This window comes from Sphingomonas qomolangmaensis (assembly GCF_024496245.1).
Taxonomy (GTDB): domain Bacteria; phylum Pseudomonadota; class Alphaproteobacteria; order Sphingomonadales; family Sphingomonadaceae; genus Sphingomonas; species Sphingomonas qomolangmaensis.
In genome coordinates this window covers 3,096,266-3,122,763 of record NZ_CP101740.1, presented here as the reverse complement: position 1 = coordinate 3,122,763, position 26,498 = coordinate 3,096,266, and the positions used below count along the sequence as shown (strand labels likewise).

Here is a 26,498-nt window from a genome sequence, read left to right as displayed (position 1 = left end):
ATCGGCTGACGTAGCACTGGTGCAAGCGACGGTGTTTGCACTGGTGTTAGCGGTGGTGCGATGAGTCAGGTGACGGTGATCTCGGGTTTGGACCGACGCCGGGTTTGGACGGACGAGCAGAAGCGCGCGCTTGTGGCGGCGGCTTGCGAGCCGGGGGCGAGCGTGGCGGAGGTCGCTCGACGTGCGGACTTGCGACCGAGCCAGCTATACCGGTGGCGGCGCGATCTTTCCGAGCCAGTGTCACAAGCCTTCTCGGCGGTGACTGTCAGTTGCGAGCCTGAACCGGCGGCGGCGGCGGGATGCGCTGTGGTGTTGGAGGTCGGCGGGGCGGTCCTACGGATAGCGGCCGACGCTCCGCCCGGGCTGGTGACGGCGGTGATCCGGTCGTTGCGGCGATGATCCCGGTCCGCAGCGACGTCAGGATCTGGCTTGCTACCGGCTGCACCGATATGCGCCGCGGGATGTTCGGTCTGGCGCTCCAGGTACAGCAAGGGCTGAAGCGCGACCCACCTGCCGGCGATCCGATCGGGAAGGAAGCGTAGGCCGCGCTAAAAAGATCGCCGACGGCTCTGGCAAGCGGGTAAAGGTCTCCTGTGATCGATGCCATGCCCAGCGCGAACTGAATGCCAGCGACATCGATGCGCTGATCGCGAAGAAGGGACGAGGCTATTCCCTGATCGGCCGGCGATCGGGCTGCAAGCTTACGGCCGGGCGCAGTGGTTGCAACCGATGGCATTATTGGAATGCCTGCTGGTGGCCGCTATGAAACGAGGAAGATGCCGCACGATGGTTGCTGCGCGGACGCCCGGCAAGCCGCCGTCGTAGTGGATCCTGGATGCCCGCATTACTGCGCCTTCCAGATACGCACCGACCGCACCAGCATTTCGCCGCTGCCGTCAGCATAGGGCGAGGTGGGGCTCGCCTTCACCGCGACGTTCATCAGTGGGTACCAGAGCACGCCGGCGAACGGATTGGCGTACCGGATCGTCTCGACGCCATCTACGTACATTGTGATCCAATTGGGCTCGACGACGGTGGCGAACTTATGGAACTCGGTTGTCAGCGTCGGCTTGAGCCCGTGCGTCGCCATGGTCTGCCGATCGGCCGGGCGGGTAAACGTCCGCTGATTGTTCTTCCCGCCGTGCAGGTTGCTCGACAGGCTCGAAGGGAACCGCCAGCTGCCGTTATAACCGAACCCTTCGTACACATCGATCTCGGGGGGCCAGCCAGTCGTCGGCAGAAGCCACAGCGCAGGCCACGAGTCCTTGCGGTCGGGCATGATCGCTTCCCACTCGATTGTGCCGTAGCGGAACTGCATTTCAGGTGCGCGCTGGCCGGTCAGAACCTGACCGCGGTGCGCATATTGCACTAAGCCGTCGCGCACCGGCGCGGTCAGCTTGCCACTCTTGATCGCGAGCACATCACCGCGGCGCTCAAGCCCGCCCATCGCAACCGTACCATAATAGCCGCTTTCGCCATTGCCGACTTGCGTGCGACCGTGCGCCAGCGCTGTCGTCCAGGTGCCAAGCCCGCCCTTGTCGTCGAACTTGATTGTCGCGCCGGTGGCTTCGTAGGCCAGATTGCCGATCGGCGCGAACTGCATCGGTGCGCGACCAGTCGGCAGCGCCACGTTGATCGCCCCGGCGCGAGCGGTCGCAAGCTGATCGCCATTGATGCGGGTGCCGCCATCCGGCACGCTGGTCTGGCTGATCTTGACGTTCGCGCCCTCAACCATGCCGGATACCTCGAAGCTCACCGTCTGCCGCAGCGGATCGCCGGGCCGGAAGAACACCGACTTAGTCGTATCGGGTGATGCTCGGCCCTTATCGCCGTTGAAGACCCGTACAGAGGCGATCACGGTGTTCGCCGTTTCGCCGTCGAGGTTAACCGTTACATAGATCGTATTCGCACCGACCGGCACTTCGAACGATTCCAGCGACACCTTGGCCGCGGCGGGGTATGTGGTGCCGCCCTTGTATGTGTCGGCGACCGGCTCGAATGCGGGTGGGGCAGCGTCTTCCACGTAGGCCGATAGCGTGAGCAGCGCCGCCTTAGCCTTCTCGCCGGGCACGGTCTGCGCGCTGGCGATCGCTGCCGCAAGGAGGGCGGCGCTAGTCATAAAAAGTCGGATCATGCCGTTATCTCCGTGATACGAACGCCGCTGATACGGGTGATCTCGGCGGAACCCTTAGCCGAAAAACGAAGGCAGTTACCCCCGACAAGCTTAATAGGTGTCAGTACCGAACCTAGACCTGCCCGGCAAATCCCTACGGATTAAATATTGGCATCGCGATGCGGCCTGCGCCGGTTAGCCGAGCTCCATTCAATATTTAGCTATCTATGTCGCTTTCTGCGCTGCCCGTTGCATCGATACTGTATGTTTTGGCCGGGCCTAAAATCTCGGGATCGAACTCAATCGGGTTCGCATGTATGTGGTTGACTGCACCGCAAACAATTATATCTCTCGCTAACGCCTTCAGAATTATTTCCCGTATGAGCACCACTGATGGTGGCACTCAAACCAAAATGTCCGGCAAGGAAATAGACCAGCCCATGTCTGCGCCCGTTGCATCCTCAATATTAGCTATGGTTCTTCATGATGTAGAGCCGCTTGTCGAATATGCATCATCTGCGTGCGCCGCGGCCACGTTAGTGCCGCAGCTTATTATTGAAATTTTATAACCTGTGGCCATCACGACGTTGACCCGATACATAAGCGCCTGCATTTGTCTAGCATAAGCGGAATCTGGCACCAGCGTAACCTTGGCGTGCGCAGTTGCTTTTAGCAATCGCGTCCTGCTGGCCTCGAAAGCTGCCGCAGCGTTGGTTGCATCCATCAACCTTGCGGCAGGGACTCCTCAGCGGTCCAGGCTTTTCATCGGAATGAATGTGACGCTAGCAGGTCGCGCACCGCCTATTCGCAGTCTTTTAGATTTACCAAGCCGAAGTCATCACACACTTGGTTCATCTAGGTGCGCCGCTCGATACCATGGGCGCTATGAAAGTTGCTCTGCCTTATAACGCATCCCAACGTCGACCCTTGCAAACCCAAGGCCAGCAAATCGAAAGCGGGACCTCCAAGCACGCACCCGAGACAATGAACAACGATAAGGTGCAGGGCGTAGGTTTACCCATACCTGCAGGGTATATGTGTCCGCGCTTGGTATCAGGCGTGCGCCGTCCTGGCTGGCGAAGTGAATGCCCTCAGGTGCCAAATTGATTGAGCGTAGCGCGTCCGGCCTTAAGAATGTTCAGATCGCCGGACTCTATCATCTCCCAAATACGCGATTGGCTAAGCTCGTTCATCCGCACAGCGGTCGAAGTGTGCAACCATCAGCGGCTTGATGTTTTGCTCCCATGCCCGCTCGATCATTTCTGCTTCCCCTTCCGCGCGAGGCGGTCCCGCGCTAAACGTCGGTCGCTTTCTAAAAATGACGTCAGCATCGCGGGGACGAGTTCGGCGATCGACTCCTGAACGCCGTAGGCCTCGGCATAGATTGCCGCATAGGCTTGCAGGTCAGTGTGTAAGTCGGGTGTTATCATGACCGAAAGCTTGACCGGTGTCCTATCCGGTAGCCTTGCGAGCTTCAGATCTGCCCTGTCACTCTCCGACGCCGCGCCACGGCGCGAGGATAAGATCCTTGTGGACCACCAAGCGAACACTCGCCCCTGGCCTTACCGTGATCGTCGGCTGGACGTTGAGGTTACGCGACGTAAGCTGGTCGCCCGCGCGCGAGGCGTTTTGCTGCGCCGATTGTCGAATCGCTTGGACCAGATCACTTTCATTGCCGAAGGTCAGGTTCGATCCGACGCCGAGCATGGTCGACACGGCGACCCCCTTTAGCAGCGTCCAGCTATGGAAATCGACTTTGTCGGCCAGGCCAGCATAGCCCGACGGATCGGTGGCCGTCACGTTATCGAGCGCAAGCGAGCTTCCATCGGGAAGTACAATGCGCTGCCACACGACCAAGGCACGGCGCTGACCAAACGCGACTACGCTATCGTAGCGCCCTATGAGGCGAGCGCCCTGGGGGATGAGCAATATCCGTCCGGTTACGCTGTCGTAGACATGCTCAGTGACCTGCGCTGTCACCAGGCCCGGCAATTCCGAACGTAAGCCGGTGATCAGACTTGCGGCAATCACGCTTCCTGCCGACAAGGTGAACGGTGAGATCGGCGCGACAAGTGCATGGGGGTTAGCAGTGTCGCCGCTATCGTGTGCATTTGCAAAGTCCATCTTGCGCCCCTGCGCATTGGGATCGCGGTCGGGGTCGAGCAAAGGTCGGCCGGCATCCGCCGAGAATTGCGGCATGACGGGGGGTAGATCCTCGAGGCCGCCGGCGTCGCTCGACGATGTCGTAGACTTGACGAGCAAAGGCGACTCGCGTGCCGCCTTCAGTTCGGAGATTTGGGCTTCGCGCGCCGCGGCCGCCGCCTGATCGGCGGCAGATTCGACAACGGGTAGCTCGCCCCCAATCGCCAGCTGCTTGCGGTGATATTCGAGGATTGGCCCACCAAGATCACCTGGAAGTGGCGGCCCGAGCTTGGGGGCGTCGTCATAGCTCGTCGGCAGTCCATTCAGCGCATCGGTCGCCACTTTGCCGGGCGCACCGCGCTCTTGCGACAGATCGACAGTCGGCCCGGGCGCTGGCTTCAGCGCGCGCCAGGCAGTTGTAGCGATGCTTACCGACATCAGCGCGGCCAGCGAAATGACAGCGCCGCGCTTGAACCGGACCACCCGTGTTGGCCTGCCACGCAAGACAAGTGTTTCAGGGTCAACCTTCGGCACTGGCCCATCGCCCGTCTCGGGTACAGGCTGAGCTTGATCGGTCATGCCCCCCTCCGATTGGCGTTGGTTTGTATCCGGCTGATCCGGACAACATCCTGATGCTGGGTACCGAGACGCAGCTCAGCCGCATCGAACAGGCGATCGACGATATAAAACCGCCCCTTGAGCCGGTAGTTGACTAACTGCGCTTCGCCCTTGCGATCGACAAGGAACAACGGTGGTGCCTCGCCGCCCGCCAGCGACGCTGGAAATTCGATGAAGGTCTGACGCCCGTCGTCGAACACCCTCAACGGCCGCCAGGCCGGCTTGTCCCCGGCGATCGCATAACCGAAATGCAGCTGCTCGAGTTCGACCCCGGTCGTGGTTGGCGCTCGCACAGCGGCTTCTGTATGCACGCGCTTGAGCGCGATAAGCGCATCGTCCGGATAGGACCAGGATAACGCCGCCATTGCAGTTTTGGCGGTACTTGCCAGCGCCAGATGGTAGCTGCGGCGGTCGGTGGTGATGACCAGGTTGGTTGCCAAGCCCGCGGCAAAGGGTTTGACCAGAATATGGGTGCGCCTGTCGGCACCTGCGCCGCTGGTGGTGTCGCCGATCACCCATCGCACGGTGTCACCGCTTGCTACCGACACCAGCGCTTCTCCTGGTTGCAAGGCAATGTCGGTGACGTGACCGGGCGCGGTATAAACCTGGAACACGAGACCCGCGGCATAGGGAAAGACCTGGACCGCATTGACGAAGCCTTGCGCAGCCGGCTCGATCGTTGCGGTCCGATTAGCAGACGCGACGGCAGTCACCGGACGCGCGTTAGCGGCGCGTGTTGCGGCTGGGTCCCGGCGTGACGAAACCCTTTTGAGTGGCTCCGATACGGCTGCGCGCGGCGCTGTAGCGTTGGTGACCACACGCTGCGGCGGCGCGGCGGCGACGGTCAAAACGGCCGCGACCGACCATGCCGGCATGACAAACAGACAGTTCATGGCTGGGTCTCCGTTCGAAGGGCGCGGGATGCAACAGGGGGCGGATCAAGGGGTGATCCAAGCGGCACGTCGGGCGGCGGCGCAGGTGACGTCGTTTGCTTAGCCGGCGGGGGCGGATCGAGTTCGCGGCTCCAATCGATCGCATCGACGTAGATGCCGAGCGGGTTCCGGCGAAGGGTGTCAGCCGAGGTCGGCGGACGGGTCACGATGGTCAGGATACCGGTCCAATTCGATGTGCCGGTCAGGCTGCCACGCGCATAGGCTGTCTCGGTCCACTTGACCTGGAACGAGGTATCCGATGCTCGCACGACGCTGGTGACCTGGACCGATACCGCGCGTTCGCCGATACCGGCAAACGGCTTCGCGCTACGGGCATAGTCGCCGAGCATCTGCGCGCCGCGAGGGGTCGCAAAGTCATATGCGGCAAGCCACCCCCGGCGCATCAGCACCGGATCGAGCGACACCGAGCGGATATTATCGACGAACTTGGCCAGATGCCAGGCGATCTGCGGATCGGTAGCGTGATAGCCCGCCTCGGCCTTCGTCACCGCGCGCGCTTCGCCAAGCCGGTCGACCTCGACGACATAGGGCGTGACCCGGCTCTGCAGCGACTGCCAGATCAGCGCGCTGGCCATGCCGCTTGAGAGAGCCAAACCGCCGAACGCCATCAGTCGCCAGTTGCGAGCTTGAACGCGGGCAGCGCCCATCCGCTCGTCCCAAAGCTGGCCGGCGCGCTGGTACGGCGTCGAAGGTTCGGGGGTGCGCCCATAACGCTGGACGCTTCGCTTGAAGATTCGGGTGCGCATGGCGATCAATCATCCTCTTGCTTGATGTCAGGGGTGGCGGACGCGCCACCGCGGTCGCCTTCTTTCAGCGTCTGCAAGGCGACCTGGCGGTGGTGGCGAGCATCCTGCTGGCGGCGCAAAGACTGCGCCCATAGCGGCGGCGAGCTATCGGTACTTCCAGTTGCCTGCTGCGATATTTGGCCGCCATCGAACGCACGCGATGCCGCGTCGCGACCAGACTGCGCGGCTTGCGACAGGTTCAGCGCACTTGTCGCTTTCTGGCGAACGGCGTTACCCGCTGCGCGGGCGACACCGCCCAGACCGGCGCCGATGGTCGATGAGCCGGCGGCTGACTGGCCAAGCTGATAAGATGCCGACGCTGCTGAACCCATCGCCGTACCGGCGCGGACCGCGCCCAGGGCGGTACCGCCGACCGCGGTGGCTGCGCCAACGGTCGCCCCGCCTGCCAGCGCGGTAACGCCGGCGGCGCCGACTGCGGTGCCGAGCGCAGCGCCTGCTCCAAGCTGGGGGGCGCCAGCCACCAGCCCCGAAGCGACGCCGGGGCCGAAAATACCCAGGCCAAAAAGGGTAAGCGAAGCCAAGACCAAGCTCAATGCTTGGGCGATATCGGGCTCGCGCCCCTGCAACGCACTGCTAAATTCGGCGAAGAAGTTTGAGCCGATGCCAACGATGACGGCGAGCACCATTACCTTGATGCCCGAAGTGACGACGTTGCCCAGCACCCGTTCGGCAAGGAAACTGGTCCTGTTCCAAAGCGCGAACGGCACGAGGACGAAGCCTGCGAGCGTCGTCAGCTTGAACTCGATGATCGTGACGAACATCTGCACCGCGAGAATGAAGAAGGCGAGGATCACCAGGCTCCAGGCAAACAGCAGCACCGCGATCGTCAGAAAATTGTCGAAGAAGGTCGTAAAGCCGGTCAGTTTCGACACCTGATCGAGCAGCGGCCAGGCCGCCGAGAAGCCGGTAGCGGCGAGCCGCCCAGGCTTGAGCAGATCGTCCGCTGACATGGTATCTCCGCCCGCGGTGAGACCCGCCGCGGCGAATGACCGAAAGATGAGGTCGGCAAGCACCGAGAAGCGATTGAGAATGAAGGCGAACGCGCCGACATAAAGGACCTTCTTGATGAAGCGGCCGATCACGTCCTGTTCGCCGCCCATCGCCCAGAACAGCCCGGCGAGCGTGATATCGATGCCGATCAACGTCGCGGTCAGAAAGCCGACGTCGGGCCCAAGCAGCCCGAACCCGCTGTCGATGTAGCGGATAAAGGCCTGCAGGAAGCGGTCGATGACGTTGAGATCGTTCATGGCATCGGGTGATCCAAGACAAGGGGCCGCGGGGCACCTCGAAGGGGAGCGGCAAGGCACCCCGCGGCGGCGATGGCGGGGCCGAGCTGTCCCCGCACCGCCAGTTTCCGACCCGACCTACCGGGGGGTGTAGGCCGAGCCGGAACCGAGAAACCTGGTGGTGGCGGCGTGGGCATCGGCTTGCGCCTGCGCCCGCCGCGCCTGCTCAATGGCCTCGGCGCGGTATTGCGCTGCCATCAGCTGCTGGATCTGAAACTGCTGCTTGGCGGTCAGCGCGAGCAACTGATTGGTCGCCTGTCCAACCTGGAGCGCTCCCTCGGCACCCTGGCTGCGCGCGACGATGCCCGACAGCGTCTCGGCATCGACCTGGACGGTTTGGGCAATCTGCGACTGGACCGTCATCGTCTGGCGGAATGCCGCGACCGAGGCATCCATGCGCGCCTGTGCCGCCGCCATCTGCGCACGACCGGTCAGTAGCGGTCCGGCGCCGTTTGGAAACAGGCTGCGAAATTGCCGTTCGGTCGAGGCAACCTGGAACTCGATGGCTTGTGCCTGCCCCATCAGCTGATCGATCTCGCGCAAAGTGCGGGTTATCGCCTGAAGTTCGGGGAAACTGATCTTGCTCAGGTTCCTGGCCTGATTGATCAGCGACGTCGCTTCGTTCTGCAGCGAGCGGATCTGATTGTTGACCTGCTGCAGCGTCCGGGCGGCTGTCAGTACATTTTGCGAGAAGTTGGATGGATCATAGACCGCGATTTGCGCCGATGCAGGCGAGCTATGCAGCGCCATACCAAGCGAGGCGACACAGGCGACGCCGAGCGAAGCGATGATCGCGCTGCGGGCAAGCGATCGGTGATGGGCATAAGGACGCGACGGCATGGCACTTACTCCTGTTCGAGCGGGCGGGGTTCGGTGGGAAAGTCGGCGAGCAGCGCAGCGGCCCAATCAAGGCCGGCGTCGATCAGGAACCGGGCTGCGAACTGGCATCCGCCATGCTCGGCAAGCAGGGTATCGATCCGGGCCTGCAAGGCGGGATGCGACGCGCCGCACAAGGCGAGCGTGATCGGTCCCAGGCCAAGCTCGAACAGCCTATTGCCGCGTGCCGATTGCAGATAATAATGCCGCTTGGGGGTGGCGTGGGCGACAAGTTCGATTTGCCGGTCGTTGAGCCCGAACCGCACATAGGCGCTGCGCGACTGCGGTTCGATCGCCCGATCATTGGGCAGCAGGATCCGCTGCGGGCAGCTTTCGATGATCGCGGGGGCAATGCTGCTGTCAGCAATGTCGGCTAGGCTTTGTGTCGCGAACAGCACTGCAACGTTTTTCTTGCGGAGGGTTTTCAGCCATTCGCGGATGCGTGCCGCGAACAGCGGGTGGTCGAGAAAAATCCAGGCCTCGTCGAGGATCAGCAGCGTCGGACGCCCGCCGAACCGCGCTTCGAGGCGGTGAAACAGATACCTCAGGACCGGCGCGACGATACTCGCCTGGCCCATCAGCGCCTCGGTTTCGAAGCATTGCACATCGGCGAATGACAGCCCCGGTTCTGCGGCGTCGAGCAGACGGCCATAAGGGCCCTCGAGCGTGTATGCAGTCAGCGCGGTTCGCAGCGCGTTCGACTGGAGCAGCAAGGCGAGACCGGTGATTGTCCGTTCTTCGAGCGGTGCCGAAGCCAGCGATCCAAGCGCGGACCAGATCGCATCCTTGACCTCGGGAGTGACGATCACCTTCTCCTGTGCGAGCAGAGCGGCAATCCAATCGGCGGCCCAGCTGCGTTCTTCGGCGCGGTCGATATTGCGCAGCGGCTGGAAGGCGAGCCCTGCTCCTTCAGACCCAGCATCGTCGCCAGAGCCGATCGCGTGGTGCGCGCCGCCCATTGCAAGCACCGCCGCGCGCGCGGAGAATCCCTTGTCGAAGATATAGACCTGCGAGCCCGCATAGCGGCGAAATTGCAGGGCGATCAGCGCCAGCAACACCGACTTGCCCGCCCCCGTCGGACCGACGACGAGCATATGACCGACATCGCCGACATGCGTGGAAAGCCTGAACGGAGTGGTGCCGCCGGTCTGCGCGTAGAGCAACGGCGGGCCGCCGAGATGCTGGTTTTCAGCCGGCCCTGCCCAAACCGACGACAGCGGCATCAAATGCGCGAGGTTGAGCGTATGGACGAGCGGCGTGCGAACATTGGCATAGGCATGTCCTGGCAGTGAGGACAGCCACGCTTCAACCGCGTTGATGCCTTCGCGCTTCGCGGTGAAGCCTAATCCGTTGATGATCCGCTCGATTGCGCGAACCTTTTCTTCGACCCGGACGCGATCGGTGTCGGTGACGGTGATCGTGGCGGTCAGATACCCGAACGCAACGTAATCCCCGCCCAGCGCCTGCAACGCTGCGTCGGCATCGACGACCTTGTTGTCGGCGTCGCTGTCCAGCAGCTGCGTCGGCTGGTTGTACATCACCTCGCGCAGCAGCGCGGTGATCGACTTGCGCTTGTTGAACCATTGCCGCCGGACACGGGTCAATTCGCGGGTCGCATCGGACTTGTCGAGCGCGATAAAGCGGGTAACCCAGCGATACCCGAAGTCGCTGGTGTTGAGCGCATCGAGGATGCCGGGCCGGCTCAGCACCGGAAAGCCAAGAATCGTCAGCGTGCGCAAATGCTTGTCGCCAAGCATCGGCTCGAGCCCGCCGGTCAGCGGTGTGTCGGCGAGCAGGCCGTCGAGATAGATCGGCGTTTCGGGCACGGCTACAGCATGGCAACGGGTTGAGACCGCCGCGTGCAGGAACGTCAGCAGCTCGGCCGAACCAAGCAGGCGCATTTCGGACATGAAGCCAGCGAACAGATCGAGCACGCGCGCTGTCTCGGCAATGAAAGATCCGAGCGCACCGCGCCAATCGCGACCGTTGGTGCTGTCAGGGGACCGCTCGATCAGCGACCGTCCGGCCGCTTCGCTGCTGTCGGCGGGCGGCAACCAGGTCAGCGTTAGATGGTAGCGGCTCTCGAAGTGTTGGCCGGCATCCTCGAACCCGGCTCGGCGTTCCTGCTCGACCAGCCAGGATGCCGCATCTGGGAAGCTGCTCGCTGGATAGCCGATAGCCTCGCGCCGTTCGGCTTCGAAAAAGAGCGCCCAGCCGCTGCCGAACCGCTTGAGCACGTTATTGGTGCGCGCGCAGGCCGATAGCAATTCGGCCTCGGTGGCACTTTCTAGATCGGGCCCACGAAACGCCAGGACTGACAAGAAGCTGCCGTCCTTATTCAGCACGACGCCGGGTGCGACCAAAGCTGCCCAAGGCAGATGATCTGCGATGCGATCGGCACGGTCGCGATATTCGGCAAGGTTCAGCATCCCCAATAGCCTTTTTGGCGCAGATGGCGCAGCAGGACGGGGGCGAAGTCGGGGTCGTGCCGCGCCGCGAAAACCGCAACGCTGTGCCCTGCTGCCCACAGGACCAGGCCGATCAGCCATTGCTGAAGCCCCAACCCCACCGCGGCGGCGATCGTCCCGTTTATGATCGCGATACCGCGCGGCGCGCCGCCCAGCAGGATCGGCGACCCAAGGCTGGCGTAGATCGGTGCCTCGAACCCCGGCTGCGGGGTCGAGCCGGCATAAGGGCTGGTCATGCGATCAGCGCCCCGCTGCCGAAGCTGAAGAAGCTGAGAAAGAAGGACGAGGCGGCGAACGCGATCGACAGGCCGAATACGATCTGGATGAGCTTGCGAAAACCGCCCGCTGTCTCGCCGAAGGCGAGCGTCAGCCCGGTAGTGATAATGATCATCACCGCGACGATTTTTGCGACCGGTCCCTGGACCGATTCGAGCACCTGCTGGAGCGGTTCCTCCCATCGCATGCCCGAGCCGGCCGCCAGCGCCTGCGCTGACAATGTGAGCGAGAGGCCGAAGTCCGCAGCGATGAGCTCCGACGAGCCGCGCGATGGGCGATGAACGACATGCATGGTCAGTCTCCTTCTGGGGTGAGAACGGGGGGGGGGGATGAGGTCGATGACGGCATAATTGCCGTCGGGGTCGAGCCCGGCGACGCGAGCGACGGTCTCGATCCGGCGCGCGGTGCCGCGGCCGGCGATGAAGACGATCATGTCGATCGCCTCGGCGATCAGCCGGCGGGGTACGGTGACCACCGCTTCCTGGACCAGCTGTTCGATTCGATAGAGTGCCGAGGCTGCGCTATTGGCATGAACCGTGGCGATGCCGCCGGGATGGCCGGTGTTCCACGCCTTGAGCATGTCGAGCGCTTCGGGCCCGCGGACTTCGCCAACGATGATCCGGTCGGGACGAAGGCGGAGCGTCGAGCGCACGAGATCGGCCATCGTCACGGCCCCAGCGCGGGTACGCAGCGCAACGGTATCGGGCGCAGGCGATTGAAGCTCGCGGGTATCCTCGATGAGGATGACGCGCTCATCGAGCTGCGCCATTTCGGCCAAAAGAGCGTTGGCGAGCGTGGTCTTGCCCGAGCTGGTACCGCCGGCGATCAGGATGTTGCGGCGATCGACGACGGCGCGCGACAGCAGCTGCGCGCTGTCGGCCGACATGAGTCCGTCGCCGACGTAATCAGTCAATGTGTAGCGCCGCGTCGCGGGTTTTCGGATCGAGAAGCACGGCGTGAGGCTGACGGGTGGCAGGACGCCTTCGAATCGTTCGCCCGCCCCCTCCCCGTGCGGCGGTAGTTCAGCCGAGACGATCGGCGCCGCGGCATGGACTTCGGTGCGGCTGTGGCTGGCGACCAGACGAATGATACGCTCGACCTGCGCAGCATCGTAGCGGACCTGGGTATCGATGCGCCCCGCGCCCAACCGGTCAAGCCGAAGCACCCCGTCGGGATTGATCATCACCTCGGTGACGAGTGGATCGGCAAGCGCGGCAGCGATGGTTGGGCCCATCGCGGTGCGTAGCATCGCGCGGCGGCGCTCGTCGGAGACCCTGGCAATTGCGTAGGTCATGACCGCGCGTCCATGTCAGTCGCCTCGCCAGGCGTTGATTTGCCGCTGGCGAGCTTGCGAGGACCTTGGCCGACAGACGCCGCGAATCGATCAAGTTCGATCGCCAGCGCTGCCTTGTTCCCCTCGGGCAGCGGGGTGACGGTAAGCTGGAAGAGGACGAACTGCGACAAGCCGTCGCGCAGGAGCTCGCCGTCCCGGCGGATCGTCGCCACCGCGCGCGATATGCAGTCCAGCCACCCTTCACAAAGGTAGCCGATTTCATTTGTCGCACGCCGGGCGAGCCCGGGGGCGAGCGCGTAGTTGCCCGGGCGCCTCTTGCTGGCGCCGGGATCCGATCCGATCGCCTCAAGCGCGTCAGCGATTGCGCGGTTGACGTCGAGGTTTTGGTGAGCCTTCATCGCTCAACCGCCCGGCAGCAGGTCGCGCCCGCTGCTTTCGTTGAGGGCATAGCCACGCGCGACCGCGGTCAGCCCGCGTGATTGATCCATTGCACGCTTTTCCGCAGCGCCGTCGCCATCATCATCGACCGGTTGCAACTGGGCGTCGGCCTGCTCGAGACGCTTGGTCCCGGCCTCCTCGGCGATGCCGGGATGCCGTTGCTGCTGCATGCCGCCATCGTTTTGCACGGGGTCGGTGTCTGGCGCGCTGGCAAGACGTGTGTCGATGCAGCGTGGCTCCTTGTCCCAGTTGTTCGGCCGCAGCCCGGGGCAGTCGGCATAGTCGCCGTCGGCAAGGGTCGGCGCGGGCGAGACACGGGCGGTGAAGTTCGCGTCGACAAAATAGCGCAGCTTTCGCGCGCGGATCGGCGCGACCCCGGAGATGAGGACAAGCTCGTCAGTCGCGGGCAATTGCATCACTTCGCCAGGGGTCAGCAGCGCGCGCGCGGTCTCCTGCCGACTGACCATAACATGCGCGAGCCAGGGTGCGAGACGGTGCCCGGCGTAGTTGCGCATCGAGCGCTGCTGGGTCGCGGTGCCGAGTGCGTCGGAGATGCGCTTGGCGGTGCGTTCATCGTTGGTCGCGAACGCAACGCGGACGTGGCAATTGTCGAGGATCGAATTATGTTCGCCATAGGCCTTTTCGATCTGGTTGGAGGCTCTGTGCGATCAGGAAAGCGCGGATGCCGTAGCCGGCCATGAAGGCGAGGCTGGTCTCGAAGAAGTCGAGACGGCCAAGGGCCGGGAATTCATCGAGCATCATCAGCAGTGGATGCCGGCGCGGGCCGCCGGTAGGCTGGTCGAGCCGCTCAGTTAGCCGGCGCCCAATCTGGTTCAGCACGAGCCGCACGAGCGGTTTGGTGCGGCTGATGTCCGACGGCGGGATGACGAGGTACAGCGAGCTGGGACGCTCGCCCTCAATAAGGTCGGCGATCCGCCAGTCACAGCGCGAAGTCACCAGCGCGACGGTCGGGTCACGGTAGAGGCCAAGGAACGACATTGCTGTCGACAGCACGCCCGAACGCTCGTTCTCGCTTTTGTTGAACAGTTCGCGAGCGGCAGAGGCTACGACGGGGTGAACGCGCGGATGGTCGTCGTCGCCAAGATGGTTGGTCGACATCATCTGCGTGAGCGTTGCAAGAAAGCTGCGCTGGGGATCGGACAGGAAGGTGGCAACGCGCGCAAGCGTCTTGTCTTCCTCGGCGTAAAGAACATGCAAGATCGCGCCCACCAGCAATGAATGGCTGGTCTTCTCCCAGTGGTTGCGCCGCTCGAGCGCGCCCTCTGGATCGACCAGAATGTCGGCGATGTTCTGGACATCGCGCACTTCATTGGCGCCGCGGCGCACCTCGAGCAGCGGATTGTAGCGCGCCGATCGCGGGTCAGTCGGATTGAATAACAGGCAATGCGAGAAGCGAGATCGCCATCCGGCGGTCAGGTTCCAGTTCTCCCCCTTGATGTCGTGAACGATGGTCGACCCGGTCCACGACAGCAGCGTTGGGACGACCAAGCCAACGCCTTTGCCCGAGCGGGTCGGCGCGAATGCCATGACATGCTCAGCGCCGTCGTGCCGCAGATAGCGCCCACCAAGACTGCCAAGCAGCACCCCGGCGTCGCGGAAGAGGCCGGCAGCCTTGATCTCGCGCGCGTTCGCCCAGCGCGCCGACCCATAGGTCGTGACATCGCTAGACTGGCGCGCGCGCCACAGCGACCCAGCGACTGCCGCGGCGCAGCCAAGAAAGCCGCTGGCGCTGGCCAAGCTGCCTGCCTTGTCGAATACTGGTTCGGCATAGGCGCCGAAATGATACCACCATCCAAACAGCGACCATGGGCGATAGACAGGCAAGCCACCAATAATCGCCAAAGGCGTGCCAAGTTCGGGCTGGTAGGCAAGCATGGCTGCTGCCCATTGGGTCGCCGCCCATACCCCGCCGATCATGATGGCGAAGACAATCAGAATCTGCCCGATGAGCAACTTGGTGGGCGTCATGGTGGCTGCTTTCCATGCCCAATCGGCGATTGATCGGGCTGGAACAGGATCCCCGCTGCGCGCAGAAAATAAAATTAGGCTGTTACGCGAAAATACGCCGAATTGCGCCAGTTTCGATATCTTGGTCTAGCAAGTGACGGCATGGCCATTGCCCCTGCCCCTTGCCGCAATTGACCACCCGCCAGCGCGCCTTTGGCCTGTCGCGCCGTAGCGCTGCCGTGCCGATATATTTGCTGAGCTGCCTGGCGGTGACGAAGAAGCTCAAGGGGCGGCCGTCCGCATCGGCAACAACAACGGCATTAAACTTGGTATTCATGGCGCCCCCTAAGTAGGGCCAATCAGCCTAACAACGTTCCTTTTAGGGCGCAGCTCGAGGGCGTGCGATGTGCCGCCGGGTAGGTCGCACCGATTATGGTCTGAAGTTCGACATTTGCCGCAGCCACCCCCTCCAGCATGCGCGCAAATACGCCCTTTTCGCCCCAGCGCTCCCACCGGTTATACAGCGTTTCGTACAGCCCGTATTTTTGTGGCGCATCACGCCAACGCCCGCCGTTACGATGAAATTAGACGATCTTGCTCAACACAAATCGGTCGTTGACCCGACGCCCTCCGTGGCTCTGGGGAAAGTATGGCTGCGGACGCGCCATTTCGCCGTCTGTCAGGCAATACAAATCGCTTATCCCAAAGTTCGTCGCGGAGCCTGAATCTGATCTCGCCCCTAGCAACGATGGGCTGACCCAAAGCGGAACTCATAGATATCAGTCACAAGGGGCGGTGCCATATTTGTTACCAAATTGTAAATCGGGCGTGCTCCCCTTCGGCCGGAGTTAAAAGTAAAAGTACATTAACTCTGCACCTTTCCTGTAGCGCAAGACTCCATGGTTAGAAGCGGTTTAGGCAAACAACGCTTGGAGACTGACCGTCATGAAATTGCGCTCGATTGCCGTATCGACGACCTCATTGCTCGTGCTCGTGCTGGTATCAGGTTGCGAAGGAGGGGACAGCAACGCGGCCGCGATGAGTGGCTCTGTTATAGTTCCGGCGGCAGCGTTGGGAAGCGACAGTATTAGTGCAATCGAGGCCGATCCCGGCCCCGACAGCACGCCAATCGTCGACGAACCTTCGACGGCGATCAACGACGATACGCCAACGCTCGTGGAGACGGTGCGCCCAATGCTAGCGGCATCCAACGCCGGCGGGCCGGATGTCCCGACGTCCGACCCGACGACGGTTGCCCCGGGAAGCCCGACCGCCTCGCTTTCAACCGCCTCGCTTTCAGCGGCCCCCCAAGATTACACGTACGCGGCAGCACCAACTATGAAGATGGATGCAGCAACGTTCGACCCGGCGGCAAAGCAGGTACATGTCCGGGTCTATTTGACTTCGCCACCGCCAACGACCGTCATTGCACGGATCAAAACCAAGAACGGAAGTGGACCAAACTACATGTACTCCGGCGGCAATTACGTCGCCACAACAAAGACATTAATCTTCCGGCCCGGCGATCCGCTCGAACAGACCGTCACCATTCCAATTACGAAGGCGAAGGAAGGCGGACATTTTGTCGCATACGTCCCATCGGTGCCGTCGGGTGCGAGTCGCGGTACTAGTAGCGTAAATATCACTGCTGCAAAGGGGGCGAAGAATACCGCCATCACGTGGAGCGGTCGTGCGCCGCGTACATTTAAGACGGGACGCGCGCCTAGCTATAATCTGGATATGTCGCAGATGCGTTGGTCGAATGCAGGCGGGGCAGGCGTCTGGGAAACCAAGCTTCCCCACGGGCGGGCGCAGCCGGCCAATGCCGAGACGGGCCTGTATCTCGATCCCCAGCTGCACCCGACGGCCGACGCACCGTTCCGGATAGAAAACGGTCAGCTCGTCATCCGCAGTCAGCGGCTGTCCAGCCCGATCTACTATGCCGGTCTGGGCAACGGCACCGGCAAGGGTACCTACATGTACGGCTCTGCCATACTGACCGGCGCCAAGAACCCCGAAACGCATATTCGCCACGGCCAGATTGAATGGCAGGCAAAGATGCCGGATCGGCGTGGATCGTGGCCTGCCTTGTGGCTGGTCAGTACCAAGGGTTGGCCACCGGAAATCGACGTTTATGAAGGGTTCAATTACAACAATTCGTTCGACCCCGTGCAAATGGCAAGCGGAACGATCCATGGCGGTCCCAGTGGCAAGCGCAACTATGCCCGTGGGTATAGCGAGAATGTCGTTAGTACTTATGGTATCGCACCGACCCTCACCACTGATTTTCATAGCTTCGCCGTAGACATCCAGCCAGATTACATTACTTGGTTCATCGACGGCGTCGAGGTCTTTCAAGCAACAAACAAGTTTAATGCTGAGTTCTATCCCTTGATGAATGTCGCAGTGAAGACCAACACTGCCTATCAGGCCGGATCGGGAGACATGGTCGTCCGAAGCTTCAAAGTCTGGCGTCAATAGCGGATGGACTAGACGGATCGGATACGGCTACGCATCCTATCATCAGGGGCGTAGCCGATTTCCGACCGAGTCGACGACCACGAGCAAAATAATCGCGACGCACTCGGCTTCTAAGTTTTCCAAACTGCCCGCGTATCGAGGCAGCAGCCGACCTCTGCCTGCCTGGTCAGCTGCGGTGAGGTTAGGTGACTTTGCTAGGGTGAGGGCAACGGCTGAAAGGATTATTGTCCGATACCGGCCATAGCGGGTGGCAAGGCTACCCAGCCCTTCAAGCGCCTGAACATGATATCGATACGCTGCAGCGCCACTAGTGGCGCTGGTCGTACCTGACGGGCTCGAAGCGGTATTTAGGCTAGAATGCGGGCTGGATGCCCTTACTGCAGAGCCTCCCTGCGCAGTCAGCGTCCTCATCGCGGTTGCCAAGCAGCCATTAAGCATTTCATAGATCTTCCAGCAGGGAAGCCATACCAGCGTAATCGCTTTGCCGGCCTACGGTCATGGAGACTGTCAAGTGTGCCGGCTTGCATCGGTCAGAGCGTACGCTTGCGTGTCTTTGCGCGCCTTGTAAGATCATCTGTGGGGGCGAAAAGTTGTTCAGTAGCATTCGCCAACCCCCGCCTGTCAGGACAAGGTATCGCGATGCGTCGAAAACCGCGCAAGGATAGGTCATCGGCTTGCGACCCCGACTTAACGCCGGCGGTAGGAAAGCCTCCGTAAGCCGCACTTCTCGACGGTCAGGTAGCGATTCACTCGCTGTTCAAATCTAGCCTTCGGCCATAGCTAGCTCAGGTCGACATCCTGAGGTGGAATCGCGCCCGCAGCGCCGCTTCGGGCCATTCTCAAACGGTGGCTTTGTATGTCAGTAGGATCCGCGCCGAGCAAGCACACACGGGATAGTCAGCACCAAGATGCGCACGTTATCCCCGATCCGGCCCTTACGCGCATATAGAACGTCATACGCCACCCTGCGGCGGTACGACACGTCGTTACGACCGCTAATTTGCCACAACCCGGTCAGACCCGGCCGAACCGAATAATAGTGCCTGGCATATCGCCCGTAGCGCGACAGTTCACCAGCGACGATCGGTCGCGGCCCTACGAGGCTCATATCGCCGACCAAAACATTCCACAATTGTGGCAGCTCATCGAGGCTGCTCTTTCGCAGAAAGCGTCCGATGCCGACGATTCGCGGATCATGCCGCAACTTGTAGTCCCGATCCCACTCCGCCCGTGCCGCTGCGCTAGTGCTAAGCAGATTTGCAAGACGCGCCTCGGCATCGGTCGCCATGGTGCGAAACTTGTGACACTTGAAAGGCTTACCATCGCGACCGAGCCGCAACTGACTGAAAAAGATCGGACCGGGATTCGAAACGAAAACTGCCAGCCCAATCAAAATCATAAGCGGCAGGAAGGACAACAACAGAAAAACGGCGCCCAAAATATCCAGCGCGCGGATTTCAACTGGATCGAAGGCAACAAAGCGGCCCTGCGCCTTGATCTTGGGCGAATGGTACTCCAAGCCCCGATGGGACTTACCCGCAATCTTTAGGGACCGGTCGACCATAGCGCATCACCCATTACTGCCTGTGCCGCTAGGTCAAATTTAATGATTCGTAAACCCTGCGATATCAGCGGGTTCGAGATGTGCCAGAAAGCGACAGTTTTCTACTGGGTAAGATATTGATGCTTGATGCCCCGGCTGACCCCGTTCTCAGCCTCTGAGGTGGCCCCTAAATGACCTGACAGGATCTCGCTTTTGGATAAGAGTGAGGCATATGACTGACTGTACGACCAGGCGTTACAATGATGGCGAGGTCTTTTCCGGTGTGCAGCGTCGGAGGCGGTGGACACCGGAGGAGAAAATCCGGATCGTCGAGGAGACGTATCTGCCGGGGATGAACGTGTCGCTCGTCGCCTGCCAGCACGGGATCAGCGGCAGCCAGGTCTTCACCTAGCGCCGGCTGATGAACCAGGGCGCGCTGACCGCCGCGGCAGCCGGCGAGGAGGTGGTGCCAGCATCCGAGTACCGGGCGCTGGAAGCGCAGGTTGACGAAATGCACCGACTGCTCGGCAAGAAGGCCATGGAGAATGAGCTGCTCCGCGAGGCCGTGTCCCAGGCCGCAGGCCCAAAAAAACTGCTGTTGCGCTCGACCTCATTGCCCGGGGATGGTCTGTGAGCGCGGTTGCCGACGTGCTCGGCGTAACCCGCCAGCATCTGTCCGCGATGCGCAACAGGCCGCCTCAGCGACCGCGCGGACGACCGCCGATGCCGGATGCCGAGCTGGTCGCCGACATCCGCGCGCTAGTCGCCGAGTTGCCCACGTACGGGTACCGCCGCGTGAATGCCTTGCTTCGGCGGCAAGCCCAGCAGACCGGGCGCGCAGCGCCCATCCCAAAGCGCGTCTACCGCGTCATGAAGGTGCATGGGCGGCTTCTCCAGCGCGGCGGTGAACAGAGGGAGGCGCGCCGTCACGATGGCCGGGTCGCAGTCGACCGGCGCAACACCCGCTGGTGCTCCGACGGGCTGGAGATCGCGTGCGACAATGGCAAGAAGGTGCGCGTGGCGTTCGCGCTCGACTGCTGCGACCGCGAGGCGATGGGGCATTTCGCTACCACCGGCGGCATCACTGCCGAGGACGTCCAGGACCCCATGGTCGCCACCGTCGAGCACCGCTTCGGACCCGTGAACCGCCTACCAGAGCAGATCGAGTTGCTGAGCGATAACGGTAGCTGCTACACCGCCCACAATACCCGCGGCTTCGCGCGCGATATCGGCCTGGGGCCGCGCACGACGCCGGTCAGCAGCCCTCAGTCCAACGGCATGGCCGAGGCGTTCGTCCGAACGCTCAAGCGCGACTACGTCCGGGTGAGCCCCAGACCCGGCGCCAGAACCGTCATCGAGCAGCTTCCAGTCTGGCTGGCGCACTACAATGAGGTGCATCCGCATCGCGCGCTGGGCTATCGTTTGCCCCGCGAGTATATCGCACAAACCCGCGAGGCCCCGTCAGGCGTTTAGGGGGCAACAACAGCGTCGGCTAAAAATGGCGTCCATGTTAACTGCCAGATATCCGAATAAGCTCCTAAGCATAGCACACTTCATGCCTCGCCCTTGGCAACTTTTTAGCTCGGCAATCGCTGACCCAGTCGCCAACGGGGGGAAGTTACGTAGCGCCCCATGCTACCGCTGCCCGCCCCCCCGTTTTGGATTAGACTTTCGCCACGCAGTTATTTGAATTTGGCGGAAAGTCTGCTCGAAGCACTAATTGCCAGAAACGATTAATAGACCCTATTGAGACGGCTTAGAAGTTATACGCAGCGGCAAGCAGCAGCCGGTTCTGTGACCCCTCGAACACCCCACTGCGCGAAAAACGCTCTGCACGCGTCCTAAGCGACCAGCGCGGCGATACAAAATACCGCGCCTGGCCTGACAGGACATATTCGTTGCTTTCGCCAGACTCGCCGGCGCCGAAGACCGTATACCGCGCCTCGGTCGACAGGACGAGATTGCGGCGAAGCTCGTGCTCGACGGCAACAGCAAATTCGGTCCGAAGCAGACCATTGAAGAACGGGTTGAACGTTTCGTCGATCGAGCGGCTTGCCCGCAGTTGCAGCCGAGTGAGCTGGGTCGGACTATAAAACAGGCTAGCTTCGAATGAAGCGGTTGAGATTGCCGAAATCGTCGGATCGTCAAAATTCTGTTGTAGATATCCGGCGCTGACATCGAGCAGCAACAGCTCAGTTATCTGCCGAGCATAGCCTACACGGGCGGTGAAGCCGTCCGACGATCGGTTACCCAAAAAGGCACCGGGCACAACCGGCAACCCAGTCGTCTCGTCAAAATCGCGCCTGTTTAATTCAACCTGGGCGTAGAGGCGTTGGGCCGGGTTCACTGAATAAGCCAAACGAAACCTTCCCGTGCCCACGGAATAGTCCCGGAACCCGCTATCAATGCGAACCCCCGAGACGACATCATCGCTGTCATATTGAGTACGTTCGTACCGCCCTTCTACGGTCGCGATCAGCGGTCCGAAATCCTGCTCGACGCCAGCATTCCCTCCAAGCGACCTTAACCGCAGGGGCTGCGCCGTATCACGAAATTCGCTGAAGGACCGGTTGGTACTGTCGTTCTGCTGGGCATACGCGCCGAAAAACGGACGCGTCCGCGTCCCTAGTCCGAACCGGGCGTCACCGCGCGCGCGCAACTGGAGCTGATCGTCAACTTGGTTGTTAAGATACATGGCGTAGCCCCCCGACAGATCAAGCCGCAGCTCGCGATCAGGTCGGCGATCACGGATCGCCACTTGGGGTGTTATCGACAAAATAACATCGTCCACGTCAACAACATCGGAAGCGAACAGATTGTCGACATATTCGGTCTGGGCCTCGATACGCGGCACTATCTCGAACCCGCCAACATTGATCGGTGGCGTTGCGTAGTCAGGCCTGAACCGGTTCTGTATCGACCCAAATGGGTCGATTGCCTGCGCGCTGGCGGCGCTTACCCACATCGCAGTCATGCCGACACAGATTGCCAAGCTTATCCGGAGCGACGTTGCCGACCCTTTGCAGTTCGCGTGCATCTTATATCCCCAATAAGCAGAAAAGAAATCATCCTCCCGCCAGGTCGTGCAGAGCTGTTACCTAGTTTTGGTAATAACCACGGAACTTCTGCGTATATGCGTAAACGTCGCCGTCGCCCGTACTTGCATATTTCTTGATATTTACTTGAGCCAACGCCAGACCGGTCACCTTTGCATTAGCATCGATCAACATTGCCGATGCAGCTTCGACCGCTCGCTTCGACGTTTTCTTCCACTTGCTAATCAGCAGAACGCGGTCGGCAGCGGTCGCAAGGATACGCCCATCGGCAACCGCCAGAATCGGTGCGGTATCGACAATGATGATATCGTAATTGCTTCGCAATTCGTCGTACATCGCTTCGACCCGCGCTTCGTTGACCGACGATTTCGGGCTATCTTGCACGGCATTGCTGCCCAATACATGTAGTCCGGAAATTGGATCGACATAGATGCACTGAGCCAATGGCGCGCTGTTGTCGAGATAGTCATGTATATCGTGCGGCGATACATACTCAAGCAGGCTGCTCGCACCGCGCCGACGAAAATCCGCGTCGACCAGCAGAACCTTGCCGCCCTCGGCCGCCGTCGTGCGCGCGAGGCATACAGACGTCGTCGTCTTTCCTTCGCCCGGCAGCGCCGATGTAATCGCGATTGCCCGCGGTCGCGTGCCAGGCGACAACGTAAGGAAGGCTCTGATCGACCGGAACGCTTCTGCAAACATCGAATGCGGATGCGATATGATATACTCGTGCGGCGGCAAAATCGCCTTGCGGCCTTCTATCGTTGAATTCAACGACGGGATCGCGCCCGCATAGCGAAGACGCAAACTACGCTCTACATCGCGCTTAGTCTGCACGCCGCGACGCAGATATTCGGCAAGTAACACCGCAAATACGCCGCTCCCCGTCGCCATTATCAAGCCAAAAATAAGTATCAGCGGATAATTCGGACTCGCTGGAAGTTTGGGCGTCGCCGCACGTGTCGAGATGACTGCGTCAGGCATTGCGCTGTCACGCAGCGCACCCGCTTCCTGCGAACGCGCGAGAAACGCTTGATACACCTGCCCCGCAGCTTCAGCCTTTTGCTGCAACTCGCCCAAGCCGGTTTGCGCACGACTATTTTGCCGCACGGTACCCAGCGCTGATCCACGGCTTCCTTCAATTGAGGCAACGCGTGATTGTGCGGTCTGCACGTCAGCCTGAAGATTCGACAGGACGCGATTAATCTCTTCCTGGATGCGTGACTGAATATCCCGCAGTTCCTCTTCGGTCTGGCGTCGCTGCGGATGCGCTTCGCCATAGCGCTCGCGAAGTACCGCCAACTCGGCGCTCGTCGCCCCCTCCTGCGCGCGAAGGCTAGCGATGGTGCCAGAGCCCAGCGCGGCACCAACATCTGCACCGCCGCCGCCGCGCGATAATTGTGCCCGTGCCGCGCTGTACCGGCCTCGCTTTTCAGCAAGATCAGCCCGTGCCGAAGCAAGCTGCTGGTTCAGCGTCGAGACTTCCTGCTCGGCATTCGTCGACCCGTTCTCACCGGCCAGCCCGCGATCGGCCCGATAATTGTCCAATGCTGCCTGAGTCGTGAGCGCGTTACGCTCAAGCTCAGAAAGCCTGGCGTTGATAAACGCAGTCGACGAAGCGCTACGGGCAGTCTTCGCTTCCACCTGGCTAGCCAGATAGGCCTCGGCAACAAGGTTGGCGTTCATCGCCGCCATCTGCGGATCGCTGTCGCGAACCGAAATATCGACGACACGTGTCTGGCCCGAACGCGTCACCATCGTGCTTCTTAAAATACGCTGTGCCTGCGCAGCCACCTCAGTTGCAGTCGCGCGCGTAGCCAAGCCGGGTGCATAGCGCTCGAGATAGAGCATAGCCGCTCGTTCTGCCACCAACGGGGACGCGATCAGCCGGATCTCGGTGTCCACCTCGTCAGCCTGCATGGCTTCGAGCCGGTTGCCCGGCGCCGTGGTGCGAACCGGATCACTAGTTGGCTCAATCAACACGCTGGCTCGCGCCACATATTGCGGCACCTGCAACGAAGCATACGCAACCGCGAGACCCAAAATCGCTAAAAACACAAGCGAAAACAATAGCAGGTTGCGGCGGAAAACCTGCCAGATCAGCCCCGGGTCGGGAAGGAGTGGAACCGATGCCGCTTGCATGCCGACCGGCTCTTCACCGGTATCGTTGAGTTGGCCGCCATTGTCGCTTGATCGCACATTATTCATCATGGGCCGCTATAGTTGCATATAGCAGGTGCAGCAATGACAATTAGCGAACACAGAAAGGCTCGCTTTGGAGCAACACAGCCACGCAACGTGGCACACGAATGTGGCTCCGCAATCGCTCGCTGTAAAAATGCAACTGCCGCAATCCTCAAAATGCGCCGGCCGCAGCCAACCAGAAACGACGCCAGTTGGGAGGAACGCATTGCGCGGTCCGGCGTGATAGCCGCAAGATACTGATTCCACCGCTGCAACGGTTTGCGTGCGCGGCTGCGACAACACTTTGATGACCGCGGCGAACCTCCGCCGTGCGTAGCCGGCCTGCATTTGCCGAATACCTTATTTTGGCGTTCGAAGAACCGGCAGCATCACGGCCCGGGCATAGCGGCTTGCAGAGCTGGAAATTACGAAAGACTGACGCCTTTAGGCTCCAGTAATCTTTTGCCGCCAACATCGGCTAATGGTTTTGACATCGTCACTTGGCCCGCTTGGCAGATCTCGCTCACAAAACCGGGGGCGTCGGAAGTCGTCCTGCGCGCTTTTGCTGATGGCAGCGCTAGCCGCCTGCCGCACCGACGGTAGCGGAGCTGAAACGACGGGTGAAGTGATTGCTCCGGTCGCTAGCCCATCACCCGTTAAAGAGCCGACAGCAATCGCGACGCCGCCACCATTGAGCCCACCGGTGGCAGAAGCTATGTCGGTCCAATCAGACCCCCTTGCGGGAAATGCAGGTTTGATGGTGAATGAAACATACGTAGCCGCGGGAATGCGATCTGTAGACGTGCCTGTTTGCCTAAAAGAGGTATTGCCTCGGCAGTTAACATTCGATGCCCTGACTAAGAATGATACCGCGAAAGAGGGGCAAGACTTCGTACGAACGCAAGTTCGTGGCCTGAATATACCTGCTGGGCGCACATGCACCTCAGTCTCCATTCCGATCAAGGCCGATCTTGCTAATAAAAAGTTCGATCTGACTGTTTCATGGAGCTACAATCATCCCGCTGTTGGAGGAGCTGACTATCCAATAAGGGGAGGAAGCGCCGATGCTGTCAAGTCAATGCCGGCGCAACCGTTGCTACCATCGGCTGGCGCGCGAAACGGTAGAACCCTCGCCTGGTCTAGCAACTTTCTGGAGCCTGTTCGTCCTACGTCTGCACCTGGCTCATGGCGGTCTCGGTTTCCTCAACATCGCCTACAAGTAGCTAACCGCGAAATTGCGCCAAATGCGGATCCGATAACTGACCCCGGTGTAGATACCCATCCAATCCGTGAAGGTAAGCGCGTGATCCGTGCTCACCATGCGCCTGTTCGAGAAGGAGGCGCAACCTACGATTATGCTGCATCTATGATGCAATCACTTGACTTGCATACTGGCCAATATGGCTACATTGAAATACGCGCAAATATTTCGCGAGCGCAGGGAACTATTCCCGCATTTTGGCTTTTACCAAAATCCCTAGCCTGGCCACCTGAGATTGATATATTTGAGTTTGGCTTGAACGATGACTCCAGAATGAAGTCTACAGTACATTATATAGACTCTACAAAGGCAAAACGTATGGAGGGGGCATTCATTCCATTCGTGCCGGATGAAGAGTTTCACACATACGGCCTTGATTGGACACCTCAATGGCTAATAACGCTAGTCGACGGGAAAGAAGTTCACCGGAGACACAACCCCTTTCATGAGCCCATGTACATAGTTGTTAATGTGGCGGTGGGCGGCTTAGCGCCCGCACCGAAAACCGTTACGCCGGATTGGGAAAGTACAATTACCTTAGATCGCATCGAGTGGTGGAAGTGATAAATTGCATTATCGTGTCTATCAATTCTAGCCAGATTGGTTTTGTAGTCGGCTGATTTAATGTAGATTGACCGCCGATCCGCCATCCGCGCGCCCAAAGCGAGCATGGCCGGCGTTGGGTCCACCTGTCGACCGGTCGGAAACACCAATCCGCCGACAATTGACTAATTG

General features: G+C 61.0%; 18 protein-coding genes and 4 pseudogenes. 5 read left to right on the top strand and 17 right to left on the bottom strand.

Annotated elements, in window-relative coordinates; genetic code table 11:
- The first annotated feature begins 60 nt into the window (after nt 1-60).
- Both tnpA and tnpB read left to right on the top strand, forming a co-directional pair.
- On the top strand, nt 61-399 hold the full coding sequence (tnpA, locus tag NMP03_RS14740; protein ID WP_256506234.1) for an IS66-like element accessory protein TnpA: 339 nt from the start codon (nt 61-63) through the stop codon (nt 397-399).
- Nucleotides 300-542: an IS66 family insertion sequence element accessory protein TnpB gene (gene tnpB, locus NMP03_RS16235; RefSeq protein WP_406697880.1), complete on the top strand. Its 243-nt coding sequence runs from the start codon at nt 300-302 to the stop codon at nt 540-542. The genes tnpA and tnpB overlap by 100 nt, the downstream gene beginning before the upstream one ends.
- Before the next feature lie 302 nt (nt 543-844).
- Here the strand turns inward: tnpB and NMP03_RS14735 are convergent, their stop codons facing one another.
- The 14 genes and pseudogenes from NMP03_RS14735 to NMP03_RS14670 form a co-directional block, all read right to left on the bottom strand.
- Nucleotides 845-2,134 carry a glycoside hydrolase family 16 protein gene (locus NMP03_RS14735; protein WP_256506233.1) on the bottom strand — a complete coding sequence of 430 codons (1,290 nt, stop codon included), beginning with the start codon at nt 2,132-2,134 and terminating at the stop codon, nt 845-847.
- A gap of 1,235 nt (nt 2,135-3,369) precedes the next feature.
- Nucleotides 3,370-3,543, bottom strand: coding sequence for a DUF2274 domain-containing protein (locus NMP03_RS14730; protein ID WP_256506232.1), 174 nt, complete (start codon nt 3,541-3,543; stop codon nt 3,370-3,372).
- A 58-nt stretch (nt 3,544-3,601) separates the two neighbouring features.
- A complete protein-coding gene (locus tag NMP03_RS14725; protein WP_256506231.1) occupies nt 3,602-4,834 on the bottom strand; it encodes a TrbI/VirB10 family protein in 1,233 nt (410 codons plus the stop codon).
- Nucleotides 4,831-5,766 (bottom strand): P-type conjugative transfer protein TrbG, encoded by a 936-nt coding sequence (trbG, locus tag NMP03_RS14720; protein WP_256506229.1) that lies wholly within the window; start codon nt 5,764-5,766, stop codon nt 4,831-4,833. The genes NMP03_RS14725 and trbG overlap by 4 nt, the downstream gene beginning before the upstream one ends.
- Nucleotides 5,763-6,572, bottom strand: coding sequence for a conjugal transfer protein TrbF (gene trbF, locus NMP03_RS14715; RefSeq protein ID WP_256506227.1), 810 nt, complete (start codon nt 6,570-6,572; stop codon nt 5,763-5,765). The genes trbG and trbF overlap by 4 nt, the downstream gene beginning before the upstream one ends.
- 5 nt (nt 6,573-6,577) lie before the next feature.
- Nucleotides 6,578-7,879: a P-type conjugative transfer protein TrbL gene (trbL, locus tag NMP03_RS14710; RefSeq protein ID WP_256506226.1), complete on the bottom strand. Its 1,302-nt coding sequence runs from the start codon at nt 7,877-7,879 to the stop codon at nt 6,578-6,580.
- 117 nt (nt 7,880-7,996) lie between these two features.
- The gene (gene trbJ, locus NMP03_RS14705) at nt 7,997-8,758 is read right to left on the bottom strand and encodes a P-type conjugative transfer protein TrbJ (protein ID WP_256506225.1); all 762 of its coding nucleotides are present in this window, start codon (nt 8,756-8,758) and stop codon (nt 7,997-7,999) included.
- Nucleotides 8,759-8,763: 5 nt separating this feature from the next.
- Nucleotides 8,764-11,223, bottom strand: a complete 2,460-nt coding sequence (gene trbE / locus NMP03_RS14700; RefSeq protein WP_256506224.1) for a conjugal transfer protein TrbE — start codon at nt 11,221-11,223, stop codon at nt 8,764-8,766.
- On the bottom strand, nt 11,217-11,498 hold the full coding sequence (locus NMP03_RS14695) for a VirB3 family type IV secretion system protein (RefSeq protein WP_256506222.1): 282 nt from the start codon (nt 11,496-11,498) through the stop codon (nt 11,217-11,219). Before NMP03_RS14695 ends, trbE begins: the two co-directional genes overlap by 7 nt.
- Nucleotides 11,495-11,725 (bottom strand): TrbC/VirB2 family protein, encoded by a 231-nt coding sequence (locus NMP03_RS14690; RefSeq protein ID WP_256508142.1) that lies wholly within the window; start codon nt 11,723-11,725, stop codon nt 11,495-11,497. The genes NMP03_RS14695 and NMP03_RS14690 overlap by 4 nt, the downstream gene beginning before the upstream one ends.
- 135 nt (nt 11,726-11,860) lie before the next feature.
- Nucleotides 11,861-12,832 (bottom strand): annotated as a pseudogene (gene trbB / locus NMP03_RS14685) (P-type conjugative transfer ATPase TrbB); the annotation flags it as partial.
- Nucleotides 12,829-13,230, bottom strand: a complete 402-nt coding sequence (locus NMP03_RS14680; protein WP_256506221.1) for a CopG family transcriptional regulator — start codon at nt 13,228-13,230, stop codon at nt 12,829-12,831. The gene NMP03_RS14680 and the pseudogene trbB, both read right to left, overlap by 4 nt.
- Before the next feature lie 3 nt (nt 13,231-13,233).
- Nucleotides 13,234-15,259: pseudogene (locus tag NMP03_RS14675) on the bottom strand (conjugal transfer protein TraG).
- A 181-nt stretch (nt 15,260-15,440) separates the two neighbouring features.
- Nucleotides 15,441-15,939: pseudogene (locus tag NMP03_RS14670) on the bottom strand (transposase); the annotation flags it as partial.
- A 244-nt stretch (nt 15,940-16,183) separates the two neighbouring features.
- On the opposite strand from NMP03_RS14670, the gene NMP03_RS14665 reads away from it, so the two are divergent.
- Complete coding sequence (locus NMP03_RS14665) at nt 16,184-17,719, top strand: glycoside hydrolase family 16 protein (protein WP_256506220.1); 1,536 nt, start codon at nt 16,184-16,186, stop codon at nt 17,717-17,719.
- A gap of 859 nt (nt 17,720-18,578) precedes the next feature.
- Here NMP03_RS14665 and NMP03_RS14660 read toward each other — a convergent pair.
- Nucleotides 18,579-19,238: a sugar transferase gene (locus NMP03_RS14660; protein WP_256506219.1), complete on the bottom strand. Its 660-nt coding sequence runs from the start codon at nt 19,236-19,238 to the stop codon at nt 18,579-18,581.
- A gap of 256 nt (nt 19,239-19,494) precedes the next feature.
- Here NMP03_RS14660 and NMP03_RS14655 point away from each other — a divergent pair.
- Nucleotides 19,495-20,735, top strand: a pseudogene (locus NMP03_RS14655) (IS3 family transposase).
- Between the two features lie 283 nt (nt 20,736-21,018).
- On the opposite strand, the gene NMP03_RS14650 reads toward NMP03_RS14655, so the two are convergent.
- Nucleotides 21,019-22,236, bottom strand: coding sequence for an outer membrane beta-barrel protein (locus tag NMP03_RS14650; RefSeq protein ID WP_256506217.1), 1,218 nt, complete (start codon nt 22,234-22,236; stop codon nt 21,019-21,021).
- Nucleotides 22,237-22,360: 124 nt separating this feature from the next.
- A complete protein-coding gene (locus tag NMP03_RS14645; RefSeq protein WP_256506215.1) occupies nt 22,361-24,529 on the bottom strand; it encodes a GumC family protein in 2,169 nt (722 codons plus the stop codon).
- 541 nt (nt 24,530-25,070) lie between these two features.
- Here NMP03_RS14645 and NMP03_RS14640 point away from each other — a divergent pair.
- Nucleotides 25,071-26,327, top strand: coding sequence for a glycoside hydrolase family 16 protein (locus tag NMP03_RS14640; RefSeq protein WP_256506214.1), 1,257 nt, complete (start codon nt 25,071-25,073; stop codon nt 26,325-26,327).
- The last annotated feature ends 171 nt before the right edge of the window (nt 26,328-26,498 follow it).